We start from the raw sequence: 18590 nt of genomic DNA, 5'->3' as shown, positions 1-18590 counted from the left end.
AACACTCGTGGACAGGACACATGGAGCGGACGTGCGCGATGTGCACCGTGCCGTTCGTTGCTCGTGCCATGCCGGTCTCCCTCCGATTCGAATTCCCTATCAGTTTGATCGGGATTCGATAGGTGCGAAGTTACGTCGGCCCGCAGGGCATGTCAACGGTGCTCGGGAAAGGTCTCGCATGCCGGACGGCCGAGCCGGGTCGGCAGGGCCGGTCGGGGCGACCTGCAGGGGTGACCGGCAGGATCAGACGTCGCCGTAGACGCCCTCGAACACGTCGCGGTAGGCGGCGGCCAGGCGCAGCCCGTCGTGCTTCGCGGTGTCGTCACCGCGCCGGACCTGGCGCATGATCACGCGTGCGCCCATGGACGCTGCGGCGGCCTCCAGCGCCGCGACGTCCTCCACGGCGGACGGGTCGGCCAGCACGGCGTCGATCCGCAGTCCCGGCGCGTGCTTGTGCAGGGCCTCCAGGTGGTCGACGGCGGTGAGGCCCTCGGTCTCGCCGTTCTCCGCCGACAGGTTGAGCGTCACGCAGCGTCGCGCCTTGGTGGTGTGCAGCGCGTCGGCGAGCTCCGGCACCAGCAGGTGCACGAGCACCGAGGAGTACCAGGACCCCGGGCCGAGGACCACCCAGTCGGCGTCGAGCACCGCCTGCACCGCCTCTGGAGAGGCGGGCGGGTCGGCCGGGAGCAGGCGGAGCTGCTCGATCCGGCCTTCGGTGACGGCCACCTTGCTCTGCCCGACCACGGTCTCGAGCGCCGGCTCGGGATCGCCCGCCGTGGCGGGGTGCCGGACGTCCGCCTCAACCACGAGCGGGACCGACGCCATGGGCAGCACGCGGCCCCTGGCGCCGAGCAGGCGGCCTACCCAGTCCAGGCCCTCCACCTCGTCACCGAGCAGCTCCCAGAGCGCCACGATCAGCAGGTTGCCCATGGCGTGGTTGTCCAGCTCGCCCGACGAGGAGAAGCGGTGCTGCAGCATCGCGCTCCAGGTGCGGCCCCACTCGGAGTCGTCGCACAGGGCCGCGAGCGCCATCCGGAGGTCGCCGGGAGGCAGCACGTCGAGCTCCTCGCGCAGGCGCCCGGACGAGCCGCCGTCGTCGGCCACCGTCACGACGGCCGTCAGGCGGTCCGACATGAGACGCAGCGCGGACAGGCTGGCGGACAGCCCGTGACCGCCGCCGAGGGCGACGACCGAAGGGTTCTTGCTCCACTCCGGTGCTGGGACGTCGGGCGCTCCCGGGGCGTGCGGGATCATTCGCGGCCCAGGTCCCGTGCCGAGACGGAGACGAGCTGGCCACGGGCGCGGAGCCGTTCGGCGATGGCTTCCGAGATGGCGACGGACCGGTGCTTTCCGCCCGTGCATCCCACGGCGATGGTCACGTAACGCTTCTCCTCGTTGAGGTAGCCGGCGAGCACCGGCGCCAGGGCATCGACGTAGCGGTCGATGAACTCGACGGCTCCCGGGCGCGCGAGCACGTAGTCGCGAACCGGCTGGTCGCGACCCGTCAGGTGCCGGAGCTCGGTGATCCAGTACGGGTTGGCCAGGAACCGTACGTCCACCACGTGGTCCGCGTCCAGGGGTATGCCGTACTTGAACCCGAAGGAGATGACGTTGACCCGCAGCACCTCGTTGATGTCGTGCGCGAGCCACCCCCTGATCTCCCGGGCGAGGTCGTGCACGGACAGGTCGGAGGTGTCGACGCGCAGGTCGGCGCGCGCGGCCAGCGTGGCGACCACCGACCGCTCCTCCGCGATGCCGTCGAGGATCCGGCCGTCGCCCTGCAGCGGGTGCGGGCGGCGCACCTGCTCGAAGCGGCGCACCAGGACCTCGTCGCTCGCGTCGAGGAACAGGATCCGGTAGGCCACACCGGCCTCCGTCATGTGCACGAGCACCTTGTCCAGCTCCGCGAAGAACTCCCGGCCGCGTACGTCCACGACGACCGCGACCCGCTCGATGCTCGACCCCTTGGCCATGAGGTCGACCAGGGGCACGAGCATCATCGGGGGCAGGTTGTCGACCACGTACCAGTCGAGGTCTTCCAGCACGGCCGCGGCTCGCGACCGGCCGGCGCCCGACATTCCGGTGATCACCAGGACCTGCGGCTCGCTGCGCTCGGGGCTGTGCGTGGCGGCCTCGACCTCGGCGATCCCGTCGGGCGCGGTGGTGGGTGACGGCTCGGTGTTGCTCATGGAGCCAAGCATGCCAGCGTCAGCCCTTGAGGGCGGCCACCACCGCCTCCGCCGTCTTGTCCCCCATGCCGCGCACGCTGGCGATCTCCTCGACGCTAGCGGCCTTGAGCCGCTTGACCGAGCCGAAGTGGGTCAGCAGCATCTTGCGGCGAGCCGGACCGAGCCCCGGGACGTCGTCGAGCACGGAGGCTGTCATGCCCTTGCTGCGCCGCCTGCGGTGCTGGGTGATCGCGAACCGGTGCGCCTCGTCGCGGACGCGCTGCAGCAGGTACAGGCCCTCGCTGGACCGCTGCAGGATCACCGGGTAGTCCTCCCCCGGCACCCAGACCTCCTCCAGGCGCTTGGCCAGGCCGCACAGCGCGACGTCGGTGATGCCGAGCTCGTCCATCGCCTTCTTCGCCGCGGCGACCTGGGGCGGGCCGCCGTCGACCACCACCAGGCTGGGCGGGTAGGCGAACCGCGGCTTCTCCCCCGGCGCGTCGGCGTCCACCTCGCCGCCGGACAGCTCAGCGGCCATCTCGACGTCGTTGGACCTGAGCCGGTCGGCGAGGTAGCGCTTGAAGCGGCGGGTGATGACCTCGTGCATGGCCTGGGTGTCGTCGCGGGCGCCGTCGCCGTCCGAGCCGCGGATGCCGAACGAGCGGTACTCGCTCTTGCGGGGCAGCCCGTCCTCGAAGACGACCATCGACGCCGACTGGTAGGTGCCCTGCGTGTGCGAGATGTCGTAGCACTCGATACGCAGGGGCGCGGACTCCAGGTCGAGCGCCTCCTGGATCTCCGCCAGGGCCTGGCTGCGGGTCGTCAGGTCGCCGGCGCGGCGGGTGCGGTGCACCATGAGCGCGTGCTCGGCGTTCTTCCGGACGGTGGCCGCGAGCTCCTTCTTGTCGCCGCGCTGGGGCACGCGCACGTCGACCCGGGCGCCACGGAGCCCGGTGAGCCAGGTGCTGACCTGCTCCAGGTCGGGCGGCAGCACCGGCACCAGGACCTCGCGGGGCACCGCGTCCCGCGCCTCCAGCCCGGTCGCCTCCTCCGCCGCCCCGTACACCTGCTGCAGCAGGTGCTCCACGAGCTCGCCGTCGGTGATGTCCTCGACCTTCTCGACGACCCAGCCGCGCTGGCCGCGGATGCGTCCGCCGCGCACGTGGAACACCTGGACCGCCGCCTCGAGCTCGTCGCCCACCAGGGCGAACACGTCGGCGTCGGTGGCGTCGCCGAGCACAACGGCGTTCTTCTCCGTGGCGCGTCGCAGCGCCTCGATGTCGTCACGCAGGCGGGCCGCCTGCTCGTACTCCATCTCGGCGGCCGCCTCGCGCATGCGCTGGGTGAGGCGGCGCTCGAACTTCGCGGTGTCGCCGGCCATGAAGTCGCAGAAGTCGAGGACCAGGGCCCGGTGGTCGTCGACGCTGATGCGGCCGACGCACGGCGCCGAGCACTTGTCGATGTACCCGAGCAGGCACGGACGGCCCGACTGGCCCGCGCGCTTGTAGACGCCGGCCGAGCACGTGCGGATCGGGAACACGCGCAGCAAGAGGTCCAGCGTCTCGCGGATGGCCCACGCGTGCCCGTACGGGCCGAAGTAGCGGGTGCCCTTGCGCTTGGCCCCGCGCATGACCTGGGCCCGAGGGACCTCCTCCCCCAGGGTCACGGCGAGGTACGGGTACGACTTGTCGTCCCGGTACTTGACGTTGAACCGCGGGTCGTACTGCTGGATCCAGGTGAACTCGAGCGCGAGCGCCTCGACCTCCGTGCCCACCACCGTCCACTCGACGGACGCCGCCGTGGTCACCATCCGCCGGGTGCGCTCGTGCAGGTGCGCTACGTCCTGGAAGTAGTTCGCCAGACGCTGGCGCAGGTTCTTCGCCTTGCCCACGTAGATGACGCGGCCGTGCTCGTCGCGGAACCGGTAGACACCGGGCGCGGTCGGGATCTCTCCCGCCTTTGGTCGATAGGTAGCTGGATCCGCCATGCCCCAAACCTATGCGCTGCCACTGACACGTGGGACCGGCGACGCACGACCGGCCGGGGCCGTCGCGGGGTGTCAGACCGAGATGGACAGGGGCGCCGGCGACCAGTGCACGGGGAAGTTCACCGACCGCGCGATGAAGCACATCGCGTGCGCCTTGTGGTGCAGGGCGGCGACATGCTCGTCGGTGGCGAGCTCGCCCGCGTCGGCCACGATCTTCGGGTGCAGCGTCACGTCGGTGAACGCGCCTTCGCCACGCGCCTCGACCCGCATGGTGCCGGTCGCCGAGTCCTGGTACTCGCGCACGACCAGACCCGACTCCGCCGCCAGGTGCAGGAACCACAGCATGTGGCACTGGCTCAGGCTCGCGACGAACAGCTCTTCCGGGCTGTTCCGCGCCGGGTCTCCGCGGAAGGCTGGGTCGGACGACCCGAGCAGGGGCGGCTTGTGCGGCAGGTCGACCTCGTGGTCCCGGGAGAACGCGGCGTACGACGACGTACCCGTGTCCCCTGCGCCCGTCCACCGCACCGTCACGGCGTAGTCATGCGTGGCTCCGCTCATGGGGTCAGCGTAGCGGCTGGTGGCCGGGATCACACCGCCGCTCAGGGCGGCGTGGCGGGGAGGAGCCCTCGCCGGTACGCCTCGCCGACGGCGGCAGCGCGGTCGCGCACCGCGAGCTTCCCGTAGACGTGCAGGAGGTGCGTCTTGATGCTGGCCTCGCTGATGAACAGGCGGCGGGCGGCCTCGCGGTTGGACGCGCCGTCGGCGACCAGGGCGAGCACCTCCAGCTCGCGCGTCGTGAGGAGCGCGGGTGCCGGACGGCGTACCTGGCCCATGAGGTGGCCCGCCGCCGCGGGGGCAAGGACCGCCTCGCCGCGGCGTGCCGCACGGACGGCGGCTGCCAGCTCGTCGGTGCCCGCGTCCTTGAGGAGGTATCCCGTCGCCCCCGCAGCGACGGCAGCCAGCACGTCCGCCTCGCCGTCGAACGTCGTCAGGACCAGGACCCGCACGTCCGGTGCGCGCTCGCGCAGCTCCGCCGTCGCCTCGACACCGTCGAGCACCGGCATCCGGAGGTCCATCAGCACCACGTCGACGTCGCCGCGCACCGCCCGGGCGACGGCCTGGCGCCCGTCGGGCACCTCGCCGACCACGGTGATGCCGGGGTCGTCGGCGAACGCCCCGCGCAACCCGTTGCGGACCACCGGATGGTCGTCGGCGATCAGGAGCCGGATCGGGTGCTCGACGGCGGAGCCGTCCGGTGCGTTCATGCGCGTCCCCGCCCGGTTGTCCCTGCGGTGTCCCCGGAGCCCGGGGCGCCGGACCGGACCGCGGCACCTGCCACGGCGGCCTTGCCGACCGGGACGCTCGCGCTGATCGCTGCGCCCTCGCCGGGGGTGCTCTCCACGACGAGGGTGCCGCCGACGCCAGCGAGCCGCTCCCGCATCGCCGTCAGGCCGAACGTCGGTGTGGTCGCGTCCGGCACGAAGCCCGAGCCGTCGTCCCGGACGTCCAGCAGGACCGTGTCGTCCAGGTAGCTGAGGGTCACCCCGACCCGGCCGGCGGCCGCGTGCCGGGCGACGTTGGTCAGGGACTCCTGGGCAGCGCGGAACAGCGCGACCTCCGTGGCGGGCGGCAGCGGCACCGCCTCGCCGGTGATGTCGCAGGAGCAGAGCACGCCGTGGTCCGCGGCCCAGCGCCGGGTCAGGTCGGCCAGCGCCTCCGGGAGCCGGGAGCTCACCAGCTCGCCGGGGTGCATGGAGCGAACGGAGCGGCGCGCCTCGGCCAGCGAGTCCCGTGCCAGGTCGAGCGCCCGGTCGACGTGCGGACGCGCCCGGTCCGGGTCGTGCCACACCCGCTGTGCGGCCTGCACCTGGGTGACGATGCCGGTCAGGCCCTGTGCCAGCGTGTCGTGGATCTCGCCGGCCAGGCGACGCCGCTCGTCCGCGACGCCCGCCTCGCGCGCCCGGTCGACGAGCCGGGTGTGCAGCGACTCGTTCTCGGCGAGGGCCAGCTCCAGGCGCGTGACCGCGCGCTGCTGCTCGCGCTGCTGCTCCATGCCCCTGACCGAGAGCACGTAACCGCCGGAGATCGCGACGGTCTGCACGACGACGATCAGGACGATCATCCCGATCGACCGGAGCGTCGGTTCCGGGTTGATGGTCACGAGGTTGATGACCAGCGACGTGGCGAGCACTCCCGCGGTGACCGCTGTCCACGAGCGCGGGTGGTGGGCCAGGTAGTAGGCGTGGAAGAACCCGGCGATCACGAAGATCACGAAGTAGTCGTCCTGCATGGCGAGCACCGCGGCGAGGGTCAGCAGACCCGCCAGGTAGACGACGGTCACCACCCGGCCGCGGGCGAGCGGATCGTGCCGGGTATGGCCGACGTAGATCCACCCGCCGGCGAGCGCGACGAGCGCGAGCTGGACGATCCGCTCCGCCGGGCCGTAGGTTCCTGGGCCCGGCACGACGAGGCTGAGGAGCACGGGGACGAGGAGCAGGATCCAGGGCAGGGCGACCAGGAACGCCTCGAACCGCAGCCAGATGTCCGGTCCGCGCAGGTCGGCGCGCCACTGGCGTACGGACCAGCGTCTGGGTGTCGCGTCGTCGGCCACCGGAGCCCCCTGCCTCTCGTCCAGGTACATCGTGACAGGCTGCGGGCTCAGAACACCCGCCTGGCGCCAGGGATCGCGCGCACCCCTCGGGCGACGGCCCAGCACACGGGGAGCGCCGTGACGGCCAGCAGGGCAAACTTCGCGACGGCGGGCGCCTCGATCGGGGCGAGCACCAGGGCGAGCAGGACGAGCACCGGCCCGTGGGCGAAGTACACGGCGTAGGCGTTGTCGGCCAGGAAGCGCAGCGGTGGCCCCTGCACCGCGAACCAGGTGCGGAACAGGACGAGCGCGGCGGTGGTGAGCCCGAGCGCCGTCGCGACCGTCGCAGCGGCAGCCACCAGCGACTGCCACGACCCTCCGCCTGCGAAGGTGTCCGGAGACGTGATCACCACCGCCATGTACACCGTCGCACCGGCCAGCGCCGCGGCCCCGCCCCTCCGGGCAGCCCGCGCGGTGAGCGCGTCCAGCCAGCCCCGGCGCAACGCCAGCGTGCCGAGCCAGAAGAACGCCACGTACAGCGGCAGATGGTCGGGCGTCGGCAGGCCGACGACGGGCCAGGTGGTCTCGGTCGGCACCAGGATCCGCCACAGCCACACCGCCACGGTCAGGCCCGTCGCGAAACCAAGGACCGTGCTCGGCCGGGGCAGGCCCTGCCCGACGACGGGGGCAGCGGGCCGGCCACGACGCAGGTACCGCCACCCGGCGTGGACCAGAGACATGACCAGGAGGGTCTCGACGAACCACATGTACTGCGGGGTCGCCGTGTCCATCCACCATCGCAGCGGTGACGTCCCGGCGCCGGCCGGCGGGTAGTCGTGCAGGTTCATCAGCGGGTTCAGCACGACCAGGAAGACCAGCAACGGGATCCCCAGACGGCGCAGCCGGTCCAGGGCGAACGCGCGTGGGCCCTTGCGGTCGATCGAACCGGGTGCGAACAGGCCCGAGATCGCGAAGAACGCGCTCATGAACCACAGCTGGTTCAGGACGAGGAACAGGAGGAGCAGGCTCGAGGTCGGACCGTTGTCCGGCTCGTGATACGGCCATACGGGTAGCGGGCTGTAGACGACGGCCGCGTGGTGCAGCACCACGAGGACGGTCAGCCAGAGACGGAGGTTGTCCACATACGCCAGGCGGGGCGCGGCCGGTGTACTCATGCACCCCAGCGTCGTCCTGGACGAGGCCCAGTGGATCAGCCGCCTGGCCCACCGATCGGTGGAGACCCGTCAGCCGATCGGTGGGCGTCCGGCCCACCGATCGGCCCGCACGCCGGCCGGCTCGCGCACACGACGCGCCTCAGGCCGTTGCGCCCGCCTTGGCCTTCGCGGTCCGCTTGGCCGCCGGCTTACGCTTCGGCGATCCGTTCGCCGGCGAGAGCACGGGCACCTCGCCCGCCCGCGCGTGCCCGTCGAGGATCTCCGCGAGATACGTGCCGGTGTGGCTCTCCGGGACGGTCGCCACCGCCTCCGGCGTACCCTGCGCCACGACGTTACCGCCGCCGCTCCCGCCCTCCGGGCCCATGTCGATCACCCAGTCGGCGTTCTTGATCACGTCGAGGTTGTGCTCGATCACGATCACGGTGTTGCCCTTGTCGGCCAGCGACTGCAGCACGCCCAGCAGGCGCCTGACGTCCTCGAAATGCAGGCCGGTGGTCGGCTCGTCCAGCACGTAGGCCGAGCGTCCCGACGAACGCTTCTGCAGCTCCGCCGCCAGCTTGACGCGCTGCGCCTCGCCACCGGAGAGCGTGGGCGCGGGCTGCCCGAGTCGCACGTACCCGAGACCGACGTCGACCAGCGTGGACAGGTGCCGCGAGATCGCGGGGAAGGCCTTGAAGAACTCCGCGGCCTCCTCGATCGGCATGTCGAGCACGTCGGCAACCGTCTTGCCCTTGAAGTGCACCTCGAGCGTCTCGCGGTTGTACCGCGCCCCGTGGCAGACCTCGCACGGCACGTAGACGTCCGGCAGGAAGTTCATCTCGATCTTGATGGTCCCGTCGCCTGCGCACGCCTCGCAGCGCCCGCCCTTGACGTTGAACGAGAACCGGCCGGGCCCGTAGCCCCGGACCTTGGCCTCCTCGGTCTCCGCGAAGATCTTACGGATGCGGTCCCAGACGCCGGTGTACGTGGCGGGGTTCGAGCGCGGTGTGCGGCCGATCGGGCCCTGGTCCACGTGGACCACCTTGTCGAGCTCGTCAAGGCCCGTCACACGGCGGTGCCGCCCGGCCACCCGGCGGGCGCCGTTGAGCTGGTTCGCCATGACCGTGTAGAGGATCGAGTTCACGAGCGTGGACTTGCCGGAGCCGGACACACCCGACACGACGGTCAGCACGCCGAGCGGGAACGACACGTCGACGTCACGCAGGTTGTTCTCCCGCGCTCCCACCACCGTGACCTGCCGGTCGTGATCGACCGGGCGTCGCACGGCCGGGACCGGGATCGAGCGCCGCCCGGCCAGGTACGCGCCCGTGAGGGATTCCTTCTTCTCCAGCAGGCCCGCATAGTCACCGGAGTGGATGACGTCGCCGCCGTGCTCGCCCGCACCAGGACCGATGTCGACGATCCAGTCCGCCGCGCGGATCGTGTCCTCGTCGTGCTCGACGACGATCAGCGTGTTGCCGAGGTCGCGCAGCCGGGTGAGCGTGTCGATGAGGCGGCGGTTGTCCCGCTGGTGCAGGCCGATCGACGGCTCGTCCAGCACGTACAGCACGCCGACCAGCCCTGAGCCGATCTGGGTGGCGAGCCGGATGCGCTGCGCCTCCCCGCCGGAGAGCGTGCCCGCCGGACGCTCCAGCGTCAGGTAGTGCAGCCCGACGTCGAGCAGGAAGCCGAGGCGCGCATGGATCTCCTTGAGCACCTCGGTGGCGATCTGGGCCTCGCGGACCCCGAGCTCGATCCCCTTGAGGAACTCGGCGGCCTCGCCCACCGGGAGCCGGCTCACGTCGGCGATGGACAGCCCGCCCACCTTGACCGCGAGCACCTCGGGCTTGAGCCGTGCGCCGCCGCACGTGGGGCACGGGACCTCACGCATGTAGGCCTCGTACTTCTCCTTGGACCAGTCGGAGTCCGTCTCGCGGTGCCGACGCTCGAGGAACGTCACGGCGCCCTCGAACCCGGTCGAGTACTGCCGCTCGCGACCCCACCGGTTCTTGTACTTGACGTGCACCTTGTGGTCGCGCCCGTGCAGGATCGCTTCCTTGGCGCGCTCCGGCAGGGCCCGCCACGGCACGTCCATGGAGAACTTCATCTCGTCGGCGAGCGCGGTGAGCACGCGCTCGAAGTACTCCGACGACGTCTGCGACCACGGGGCGACCGCGCCACCGCGCAGCGTCTGCTCGTCGTCCGGCACGATGAGGTCCGGGTCGACCTCCAGCCGGAAGCCGATGCCCGTGCACTCCGGGCACGCGCCGTAGGGCGCGTTGAACGAGAAGGTCCGCGGCTCGATCTCGTCGAGCGCGAGGGGGTGCTCGTTGGGGCAGGCCCGCTTCTCGGAGAACTTGCGGGTACGGCCGAGGTCGTCGATGTCCGCGTCGACCAGCTCGACCATCACCAGGCCGTTCGCCAGGGTGAGCGCGGTCTCGACGGAGTCGGTGAGCCGACGCTGCACGCCCTCGCGGGACACGAGCCGGTCCACGACCACCTCGATGTCGTGCTTGAGCTTCTTCTCCAGCGCGGGCGGGTCGGTGAGCTGCACGACCTCGCCGTCGACGCGGGCACGCGAGAAGCCCTTGGCCTGCAGCTCCTTGAACAGGTCCGCGTACTCGCCCTTGCGGCCGCGCACCACGGGGGCCAGCACCTGGTACCGCGTGCTCTCCGGCAGCTCGAGGATCTGGTCGACGATCTGCTGCGGCGTCTGCGACTGCACCTTCTCGCCGCACACCGGGCAGTACTGGGTGCCCGCGCGTGCGAAGAGCAGGCGCAGGTAGTCGTAGACCTCGGTGATGGTGCCCACCGTGGAGCGTGGGTTGCGGTTGGTCGACTTCTGGTCGATCGACACGGCCGGCGACAGACCCTCGATGAAGTCGACGTCCGGCTTGTCCATCTGGCCCAGGAACTGGCGCGCGTACGCGGACAGGGACTCGACGTACCGGCGCTGGCCCTCGGCGAAGATCGTGTCGAACGCGAGCGACGACTTACCGGAGCCCGACAGCCCCGTGAAGACGATGAGCCGATCCCTGGGCAGGTCCAGAGAGACGTTCTTGAGGTTGTGCTCTCGGGCTCCCGAGACGACGAGACGATTGCTCACACAGGCATCCTAGGGCGCCTCACTGACATTCGCACGCCTGTTCTATGAACGAGCTTGGCAGACTCGTCACACCCCAGCGGAGGTCAGCGCACGGCGCGGCCACCGGCCACGCCGGCCCGCCGCACACGGGCCTGCAGGTCGAGGGCGCGCAGGAGGTCCTGCTCGTGCGCGTACGACCCGTCGACGAGGCGTCGCCGTACGTCCACGACCTCCTGCGCGTACTCCGCCGCCGTGTCGAACGTCTCCAGGTCGAGGTGGACGGAGACCATGTTCGACAGCGCGGCCGCCAGCCCCGGCAGGTGAAGATCAGGGCTCCGGCGCGCCAGGTCCCTGCGCACGCGCACGGCCTCCGCCGTCGGCTCGATGCCCTCCTCCGAACGCCCTGCGTCGATGAGGGCGGCCCCGAGGTTCAGCAGCGCGTCGGCGAGATCCGGCTCGAAGCGGTCGGGGTCGCTCACGGCAAGCAGCCGCAGCTGGGCGACCGCCTCCCGGGTGGGCGCGACGGCGTCGGCGGCCCGGCCGAGCTCCGAGAACAGCACCCCCAGGTTGGACAGCGAGCGCGCGAGGTACTCCTCGCCGGGCTGCCCCTCCTCCGCAAGGCCACGCCGGATCGCCACCGCCTCCTGCTCGAGGGGCAGCGCCTCCTCCGGCTCGCCGGACCGGGAGTGCGTGACCGCGAGGTTCGAGAGCGAGGCCGCCAGCATCCGGCGGTAACGGGTCGGGTTCTCGCGGACGAGCCGGCGGCGGAGCAGCACCGCCTCCCGCTCGATGGCTATCGCCTCGCCCAGATCGCCGAGGCGGGACCGCACGGCACCGAGCGACGCGAGGGTGTAGGCGAGCGTCCAGGTGTGCGCGACGGGGTTCTCGCGGGAGAGCTCGCGCCGGAGGGTGACGGCCTCGTCGAGAGGCCCGATCGCCTCCCTGTCGCGACCCACCGCCGCATACGCGTTACCGAGGTTCGTCAGCGCGAACCCGAGCTGTGGCCGGTGCCGCTGGGCGGCCTGCAGCACGAGGGCGCGGGTGAGCTCCACCGCCTCCTCCGCACAGGGAAGGGCCTCCTCCGGACGGACCTCGGTCAGCGCCACCGCCCGGTTGGACAGCGTCTGCGCGAGGGAGACGCCCCACTGTCGCGGGTCGCGGGCCACGAGGGTCCGCAGGATCGGGATGACCTCGGCGTTCCGCGCCTCGTGCTCCTGGGGATGGCCGGTCTCGACCAGGCTGACGGTCAGGCTGATCAGGGTGCGGGCCAGCTCGGGCTCCACCCAGCTCACGTCGCGCTCCGGAGCCGCCCGGCACAGCTCGAGCGACTCGAGCTGCAGCGTCAGTGCCTCCTGGGTCAGGCCAGCCCCCCAGTGCGCGGTGCTGAGCGTGTGGATCGCGCCGATCAGCCCCGTGCGATACCGGTCGAGGTCCCCGGCCGCGAGGCGGCGCCACGCGTCGACGGCGTCGTCAAGGGTGTCGAGCGCCTCCGCCAGCCGGCCCGACTCCTTCAGCGCGGTCCCGAGGTCGACGAGCGCCTCTGCCCGGCCCACCGGGTCACGCGCCACCGCTACGGCCTGCTTGCCCCTGTCGACGTCGTCAGCCGTACCGCCCAGGAGACTGCGGGGCTTGAGCAGGAACATCGTCCGCAGCGCGCGGGGGTCGTCGCCGCAGGAGTCGGCGGCGCGCCGGAGAAGCTCGCCCGCCAGGGCGGCCGCCCCCGGCTGCTCCCCCAGCTCGACCTCCAGCCGGCGGGCGACACGCACCACCCGCAGCGCCGTCTTCCGGGACAGGCCCCACGTGCACGAGCCGACCAGGGCGACAGAGCGGCCGAGCCGGTCCACGACGAGCAGGTCGCCGACGCGGTCGTGCCCTGCCGCGCTCGTCCCGAGCCCCACCACGGAACCCTGCAGCCCGAGCAGCCAGCGTGCCCCCGTGCGTCCGGGCAGCCCAGGGACGACCCGGCGCAGCACGTCGCGCGCGCTCGCGGCGTCGTCCGCACCGAGCAGGCATGCCGCCGCGACGACGTCCTGGACCTCGTCGATGGTCAGGTCCAGCCCAGCCTCCCGCGCCGACCAGGCCCAGGAGCTCGCCGCGACCTCGAGCAGCCCGCGCACCGGGTTCGGCTCGTTCGCCGGGACCGACGTCCCCGCTGCGTCGAGCGCGGCGAGCGCGGCAGCCGCGTGGAGGTCGACCACGCGGGCGGCCCCTGCCGGCTCCGGCGCGCGCACGGCGGCCGCTCCCGGACTCTCGACACCGAGGCGCTCCGCGAACGCGGCGACCGCTGCGTCCAGCACGACGCCGTCCGGCAGGCCGGCCGCGAGCGGCAGGTCGAGGGCGGTCTGCGTCGCGTCGCCGCGGTCGAGCTGCGTCCACAGGGTCGAGCCCCAGCGCAGCCGGCGCAGCCACTCCCCCGCGACGCGGGCGAGCAGCAGGACGCGGGTGCGGCCATCGGCCGGGCGTCCGACGGCGTCGAGCATCGCGCCGAGGCCGAGCCTGGTCGCCGCGTTGTCGACGACGAAGAGCACATCACCCTCCGGCCGCGCGCGGACGGTCGCGGCCTCGCGGCCGCGCGGCACCGGGACGACGGTCCAGCCGGACCGGCCCATCCGGTCGCCGAACTCGTGCGCGAGGCGGGTCTTGCCGAATCCCGCGGGTGCGACGACGAGCCGCAGCCTGATCGGAGCGGCGCTCTCGGCCCAGGTGCGGAGCTCGTCGATCTCCTGCTCGCGGCCGAGGAACGGGACGACGGCCCGTGCGGGGTCGAGCAGCGCGGTCGGCCACCGGACGCCGTCCTGGAGCGGACCGTCCGGAGCAGCCGCGAGCGGGCCGCGGCGTACCGCTGTGCGGGCGGCCCGGACCGCGGCGGCCAGCCGGGTCGACACCTCCGAGACCACCACGATGAGCAAGTCAACCGGACGAACGTCCAAGACTGCAAGAGGAACCGGTGAACTGATTCACCCTGGTAACAAAGCGGAGGCACGCGACCGGCGCCGCCCGGCCGCCCCGACCCAGGTGAACGCTGGGACGAGGCCCCTGCGCCGGACCAGACACCCTCGTCCGATCCGACAATCTGGGCAAAGGTTGCATATCGCCCTAGATACCGACATCCTTCCCTCGGCCGGGTGAAAGCCCAGCCGCTCCACGACCGCACGGACGAAAGGCAGGCACGTGAGCCTGAACCTCAACAAGCTCGTCGACAAGGCCTACAACGACCAGAGCATCGCCGCGATCCTTGCGGCTCCGCCGTCGGCGCTGCTCGGCCTCACGCCGAAGCACGACGAGATGCTCGCCGAGCTCAGGATCAAGACGATCGAGGACCTGGGCAAGTGGCAGCACGCGCTCCACGCACAGGCTCTCGTGACGCTCGCCGACGCCGAGGTGTCTTCGGTGGCCGGGGACAAGTAAGCCTGGCTCACGCGTCGCGACGACGCAGGACGGCGCCCGCCCACCGCTCGGTGGTCGGACGCCGTCGTCGTCGCCGGTCGGCGGCGGCCCTCGTCGTCGTCAGATCCCGAACCGCGCCACGTCGCGCATCTTGTTGGTCGCGTCCAGCGCCGCGACCTTGTAGGCCTCGGAGAGCGTCGGGTAGTTGAACACCGTGTCGACAAGGTGGTCGACGGTGCCGCCGGTCGTCATGATCGCCTGCCCGATGTGGATGATCTCGGTGGCCCCCGTCCCGAACACGTGGACGCCCAGCACCTTGCGGTCCTCGGTCGAGACGAGCAGCTTGAGCATCCCGTAGGAGTCGCCGACGATCTGCCCGCGCGCCAGCTCGCGGTAGCGCGCGATCCCGACCTCGTACGGCACGCCCGCCGTGGTGAGCTGGTCCTCGGTGTCCCCGCAGTACGAGATCTCGGGGATCGTGTAGATCCCGATCGGCTGCAGCTCCAGCACGGAGGAGACCGGCTCGCCGAACGCGTGGTAGGCCGCGAGCCGCCCCTGCTCCTGCGAGGTCGCCGCGAGCGCCGGGAAGCCGATCACGTCGCCGACGGCGTAGATGTGCTCGACCGCGGTGCGGAACTGCTTGTCGACCTGGAGCCGCCCGCGCTTGTCCGCCTCGAGGCCGGCGGCGGCGAGCTCGAGCCCGTCGGTGGAGCCCTGCCTCCCGGCGGAGTAGAGCACGCAGTCCGCGGGGATCCGCTTGCCGGAGGCCAGCGCGGTGACCGTCCCGTCGCTGCCTGCTGTCACGGACTCGACGGTCTCGCCCAGCCGGAACGTGACCGACAGGTCGCGGAGCTGGAACTTGAGCGCCTCGACCACCTCGGAGTCGCAGAAGTCGAGGATCTTCTCGCGCGCCTCGACGACGGTGACCCGCGTGCCGAGCGCTGCGAACACGGACGCGTACTCGATGCCGATCACGCCCGCGCCGACCACCACCATGGTCCTCGGCACCTCGCTCATGTCGAGGATGCCGTCGGAGTCGACCACGCGGACGCCGTCGAACGCGATGTTCGCGGGCCGCGCCGGCCGGGTACCGACCCCGATCACGACCTTGTCGGCGCTGAGCCGCCGGACGACGTCGCCCTCCGCGTCCGTCACGTCGATGTCGTGCGGCCCGGCGAACCGTGCGCTGCCCACCACCGTCTCGACCTGGTTGCGGGCCAGCTGGTTGCGCACCACCTCTATCTCCCGGCCGATGACGTGCTGCAGGCGGGCGAGCAGGTCCTGGACGGTGATGCGCTCCTTGAGCCGGTAGCTGGAGCCGTACACGTCGCGCATCTGCAGCCCGGTCAGGTAGAGGGCAGCCTCGCGCAAGGTCTTCGACGGGATGGTGCCGGTGTGGAGGCTCACCCCGCCGACGTTGTCGCGCCGTTCGACCACCGCAACCCGCTTGCCTAGTTTGGCGGCGCCGATCGCGGCTTTCTGACCACCGGGGCCGGAGCCGATCACGACGAGGTCGTAGTGGTTCTCACGTGCATCCATGGTCCGAGTGTGCAGGTGCGCGCGGCCTGTGACGAACAACTTCATCAAGATTTAACCGGTCGTGGCAGGCTGGCGCGCATGAGCATCTATGCCGTGAGCTACACCTATACCGACGACGTGGCGACCCGCGACGAGGTCCGCCCCAGCCACCGTGAGTTCCTGCTCGGGCTCAACGCGGAGGGCGTCGTCCGCGCCTCTGGACCGGTCGACGGCGGGACCGGAGCCCTGGTCATCGTCGAGGCGGAGTCGGCGGACGCCGCGCTGGCGATCCTGGATGCCGACCCGTTCACCGTCCGCGGGGTCATCGCCGAGCGCGGTGTGCGCCAGTGGGACGTCGTCATCGGCGGTCTGGCGGAGTAGACGTCGGCAAAATTCACCCCATACCAGGCCATGCCGATTATTTTACGCAATAGTCACGTTCAGGGCATGGCGTGGCATGCTCCGTGGTGCCCATGATGCCAGTTCGAACACGGCTGACTACGTTCGGGGAGGCAATGCATGACCTCTGTCGACAGCACCACGGTGGCCTACGAGGAAATCGGCCCGCACATCTGCGTGAAGCCGCCCTACTACGCGCTCGATGACCTGGCCAGCTCCGCTCCGGGGCTGGCCAGCGCCACAGTTCCGGTCCAGACGCCGACCGGGCGTCAGGCAACCCTGATCAACGTGGCGGAGGCAGGGCGGCACCTGGCCATCCTCGGCCTCTGCGCCGCCGCCACGATCAACCCGCGCACCGGCCAGCACTACTACCTCGCCCATCGTGGCGTGGGGCGGATGTACCCACCCGTCGGGTCGTTGACCACGCTCCACGGGACCGCGACCGCCCGCATGAAGGGCCGCAACCGCGCGGTCGCGGAGACGGAGCTGCACGACGCAGACGGGAACCTCGTGGCGCGGCTCGACCTCGAGTACCTCGTCCTGTCGGTACCCGTCTTCCGACGTCTGCTGGGGACTGCTGCGGAGCCGGACGCCACCGAGCCGGCCAACCCGTACAGCGCGGCGGCTCCGCTCGTCGACGTCGCTGCTGACGCCCGGAGCGCCACGGCCAAGCTGGCCGTGGAGTCCTCGATGTGCCGGGGGCACTTCGACGGGTACCCGGCGCTCCCCGTGTCCGTAGCCGGCTACGCCACGTTCGCGCTCTTCGACCACGTCCTGAGCGCCGCGGCGGGACCCGGCGCCCGATGGCAGGCGGGTGTCTACCGGCTGCAGGCCGACCATCTTGCAGCGGCAGGCCAGACCTGCACCGTGGACGTCGAGCCCTCGGCACCCGCAGAGCCGGAGGTGCACGACCACGCGTTCACCGGGACGCTCCGGTCCGGGGACCGGAACGTCTTCTCGATCCAGCTGGACTACAGCACGGTCTGACGCGGATCCCCTCGCTCCGACGGCGAACCTCGCCGACCGGGGCCCCTACGACGGACCCGGCCGGCAGACTGCCGACCGGGTCCGGGTGCGGGTTCGACAGCCGTGGCGAGCGAGGCAGACCCGACCACGCCACCAGCCGAACTGATCAGCCGAACTGATCAGCCGAACTGATCAGCCGAGCTGGTCCACCTTGTCTTTGGCACGGTTCACGGCGCGGTCGCGCAGGAGGCTCGCCACGGTGGTGACCGTCAGAGTGACCAGGATGACGCCGAGCGACACCGGCGTGCTGATCTCCGGGACGGCGGTGATGTGCTCACCACCATTGATGAACGGCACCTCGTTGGTGTGCAGCGCGTGAATCACGAGCTTCGCGCCGATGAAAGCCAGGATGACCCCAAGTCCGTAGTTGAGGTACACGAGGCGATCCAGGAGACCGTCGATCAGGAAGAAGAGCTGCCGCAGGCCCAGCAAGGAGAAGGCGTTGGCGGTGAAGACCAGGTAGGTCTCCTGCGTGAGGCCGAAGATCGCCGGGATCGAGTCCACCGCGAAGAGAATGTCGGCGCTACCGATGGCGAGCATCACGATGAGCATCGGCGTGATGTGCAGCTTGCCGTCGACACGGGTCGTGAGCCTGTCGCCCGCGTACGAGCTCGACGTGGGCAGGAATCGCCGTGTCAGCCGCAGCACCGCATTCTCGCGGAACTCCTCGTCGTGCGAGGTACCCGCCCGGATCTGGCTGATCGCCGTCCAGACCAGGAACAGGCCGAAGAGGTAGAACACCCAGCTGAAGTTCTCGATGAGCGCGGCGCCGACCAGGATGAAGACGGTGCGCAGCACCAGCGCGACGGTGATGCCCACCAGCAGGACCTTCTGCTGGAACTCCCTCGGCACCCGGAAGCTCGCCATGATGAGCACGAACACGAACAGGTTGTCGACCGAGAGGCTCTTCTCGGTGATGTACCCCGCGAAGTACTCACCGCCGTAGACCGGCCCCCACACAGCCCATACAAGGCAGCCAAAAAGCAACGCGATCACAACATATGCCACCGACCAGCGTGCCGACTCTCGCAATGTCGGCGCGTGCGGTGTCCGCACATGGCCGAGATAGTCGACCACCAGCATCGCAACGATCGCGAGGATCGTGGCAGCCCAGACCCAAAAGGGCACGTCCATATAAACCTCCGGTACACGGCGCTTGGTACCGGAAGTCTCGCCCGCCCATCCCCCAGCTATGCGGAGGTGGACCCATGTGACCGGACCGGCACCGACGCCGACCGTGATGACGGCCCCATGACGAAAGGACTACTCCCCTCCG

14 protein-coding genes are annotated in these 18590 nt (G+C 71.1%); 3 read left to right on the top strand and 11 right to left on the bottom strand.

Features of this window, described 5'->3' with window-relative positions; genetic code table 11:
* Window positions 1-243 precede the first annotated feature (243 nt).
* From ACFS27_RS14830 to ACFS27_RS14790, 9 genes are all read right to left on the bottom strand, one after another.
* Window positions 244-1254, bottom strand: a complete 1011-nt coding sequence (locus ACFS27_RS14830) for a gluconeogenesis factor YvcK family protein (protein ID WP_377184295.1) — start codon at window positions 1252-1254, stop codon at window positions 244-246.
* Window positions 1251-2189, bottom strand: coding sequence for an RNase adapter RapZ (gene rapZ, locus ACFS27_RS14825; RefSeq protein WP_377184293.1), 939 nt, complete (start codon window positions 2187-2189; stop codon window positions 1251-1253). The genes ACFS27_RS14830 and rapZ overlap by 4 nt, the downstream gene beginning before the upstream one ends.
* A gap of 19 nt (window positions 2190-2208) precedes the next feature.
* Entirely contained in the window at window positions 2209-4155 is a 1947-nt protein-coding gene (uvrC, locus tag ACFS27_RS14820; protein ID WP_377184291.1) for an excinuclease ABC subunit UvrC, read from the bottom strand.
* 72 nt (window positions 4156-4227) lie between these two features.
* A complete protein-coding gene (locus ACFS27_RS14815; protein WP_377184289.1) occupies window positions 4228-4713 on the bottom strand; it encodes an OsmC family protein in 486 nt (161 codons plus the stop codon).
* A 41-nt stretch (window positions 4714-4754) separates the two neighbouring features.
* On the bottom strand, window positions 4755-5420 hold the full coding sequence (locus ACFS27_RS14810) for a response regulator (RefSeq protein ID WP_377184287.1): 666 nt from the start codon (window positions 5418-5420) through the stop codon (window positions 4755-4757).
* Window positions 5417-6796: a sensor histidine kinase gene (locus ACFS27_RS14805; RefSeq protein ID WP_377184285.1), complete on the bottom strand. Its 1380-nt coding sequence runs from the start codon at window positions 6794-6796 to the stop codon at window positions 5417-5419. Before ACFS27_RS14805 ends, ACFS27_RS14810 begins: the two co-directional genes overlap by 4 nt.
* A 17-nt stretch (window positions 6797-6813) precedes the next feature.
* Window positions 6814-7920, bottom strand: coding sequence for an acyltransferase family protein (locus ACFS27_RS14800; RefSeq protein ID WP_377184283.1), 1107 nt, complete (start codon window positions 7918-7920; stop codon window positions 6814-6816).
* A 139-nt stretch (window positions 7921-8059) separates the two neighbouring features.
* Complete coding sequence (gene uvrA / locus ACFS27_RS14795; protein WP_377184281.1) at window positions 8060-11005, bottom strand: excinuclease ABC subunit UvrA; 2946 nt, start codon at window positions 11003-11005, stop codon at window positions 8060-8062.
* Window positions 11006-11088: 83 nt separating this feature from the next.
* A complete protein-coding gene (locus ACFS27_RS14790) occupies window positions 11089-13884 on the bottom strand; it encodes a tetratricopeptide repeat protein (protein ID WP_377184279.1) in 2796 nt (931 codons plus the stop codon).
* A 271-nt stretch (window positions 13885-14155) separates the two neighbouring features.
* Between ACFS27_RS14790 and ACFS27_RS14785 the strand changes: the two genes are divergently transcribed.
* Entirely contained in the window at window positions 14156-14392 is a 237-nt protein-coding gene (locus ACFS27_RS14785; protein ID WP_377184277.1) for a hypothetical protein, read from the top strand.
* Window positions 14393-14491: 99 nt separating this feature from the next.
* On the opposite strand, the gene sthA is transcribed toward ACFS27_RS14785, so the two are convergent.
* On the bottom strand, window positions 14492-15910 hold the full coding sequence (sthA, locus tag ACFS27_RS14780; protein WP_377184275.1) for a Si-specific NAD(P)(+) transhydrogenase: 1419 nt from the start codon (window positions 15908-15910) through the stop codon (window positions 14492-14494).
* A 78-nt stretch (window positions 15911-15988) separates the two neighbouring features.
* On the opposite strand from sthA, the gene ACFS27_RS14775 reads away from it, so the two are divergent.
* The gene (locus ACFS27_RS14775) at window positions 15989-16270 is read left to right on the top strand and encodes a YciI family protein (RefSeq protein WP_377184273.1); all 282 of its coding nucleotides are present in this window, start codon (window positions 15989-15991) and stop codon (window positions 16268-16270) included.
* Between the two features lie 138 nt (window positions 16271-16408).
* Window positions 16409-17275, top strand: a complete 867-nt coding sequence (locus tag ACFS27_RS14770) for a hypothetical protein (protein WP_377184271.1) — start codon at window positions 16409-16411, stop codon at window positions 17273-17275.
* Window positions 17276-17446: 171 nt separating this feature from the next.
* Here ACFS27_RS14770 and ACFS27_RS14765 read toward each other — a convergent pair whose 3' ends face one another.
* On the bottom strand, window positions 17447-18448 hold the full coding sequence (locus tag ACFS27_RS14765; RefSeq protein ID WP_377184269.1) for a TerC family protein: 1002 nt from the start codon (window positions 18446-18448) through the stop codon (window positions 17447-17449).
* Window positions 18449-18590 lie beyond the last annotated feature (142 nt).

Source organism: Promicromonospora vindobonensis (assembly GCF_042685865.1).
Taxonomy (GTDB): domain Bacteria; phylum Actinomycetota; class Actinomycetes; order Actinomycetales; family Cellulomonadaceae; genus Promicromonospora; species Promicromonospora vindobonensis.
The sequence above is the reverse complement of the archived record's forward strand: the minus strand, read 5'-3'. Positions and strand labels throughout refer to the sequence as shown.

Coding starts and splice junctions, on each gene's coding strand:
- ACFS27_RS14830 (WP_377184295.1), bottom strand. CDS start 1,254: ATGATCCCGCACGCCCCGGGAGCGCCCGACGTCCCAGCACCGGAGTGG.
- rapZ (WP_377184293.1), bottom strand. CDS start 2,189: ATGAGCAACACCGAGCCGTCACCCACCACCGCGCCCGACGGGATCGCC.
- uvrC (WP_377184291.1), bottom strand. CDS start 4,155: ATGGCGGATCCAGCTACCTATCGACCAAAGGCGGGAGAGATCCCGACC.
- ACFS27_RS14815 (WP_377184289.1), bottom strand. CDS start 4,713: ATGAGCGGAGCCACGCATGACTACGCCGTGACGGTGCGGTGGACGGGC.
- ACFS27_RS14810 (WP_377184287.1), bottom strand. CDS start 5,420: ATGAACGCACCGGACGGCTCCGCCGTCGAGCACCCGATCCGGCTCCTG.
- ACFS27_RS14805 (WP_377184285.1), bottom strand. CDS start 6,796: ATGTACCTGGACGAGAGGCAGGGGGCTCCGGTGGCCGACGACGCGACA.
- ACFS27_RS14800 (WP_377184283.1), bottom strand. CDS start 7,920: ATGAGTACACCGGCCGCGCCCCGCCTGGCGTATGTGGACAACCTCCGT.
- sthA (WP_377184275.1), bottom strand. CDS start 15,910: ATGGATGCACGTGAGAACCACTACGACCTCGTCGTGATCGGCTCCGGC.
- ACFS27_RS14775 (WP_377184273.1), top strand. CDS start 15,989: ATGAGCATCTATGCCGTGAGCTACACCTATACCGACGACGTGGCGACC.
- ACFS27_RS14770 (WP_377184271.1), top strand. CDS start 16,409: ATGACCTCTGTCGACAGCACCACGGTGGCCTACGAGGAAATCGGCCCG.
- ACFS27_RS14765 (WP_377184269.1), bottom strand. CDS start 18,448: ATGGACGTGCCCTTTTGGGTCTGGGCTGCCACGATCCTCGCGATCGTT.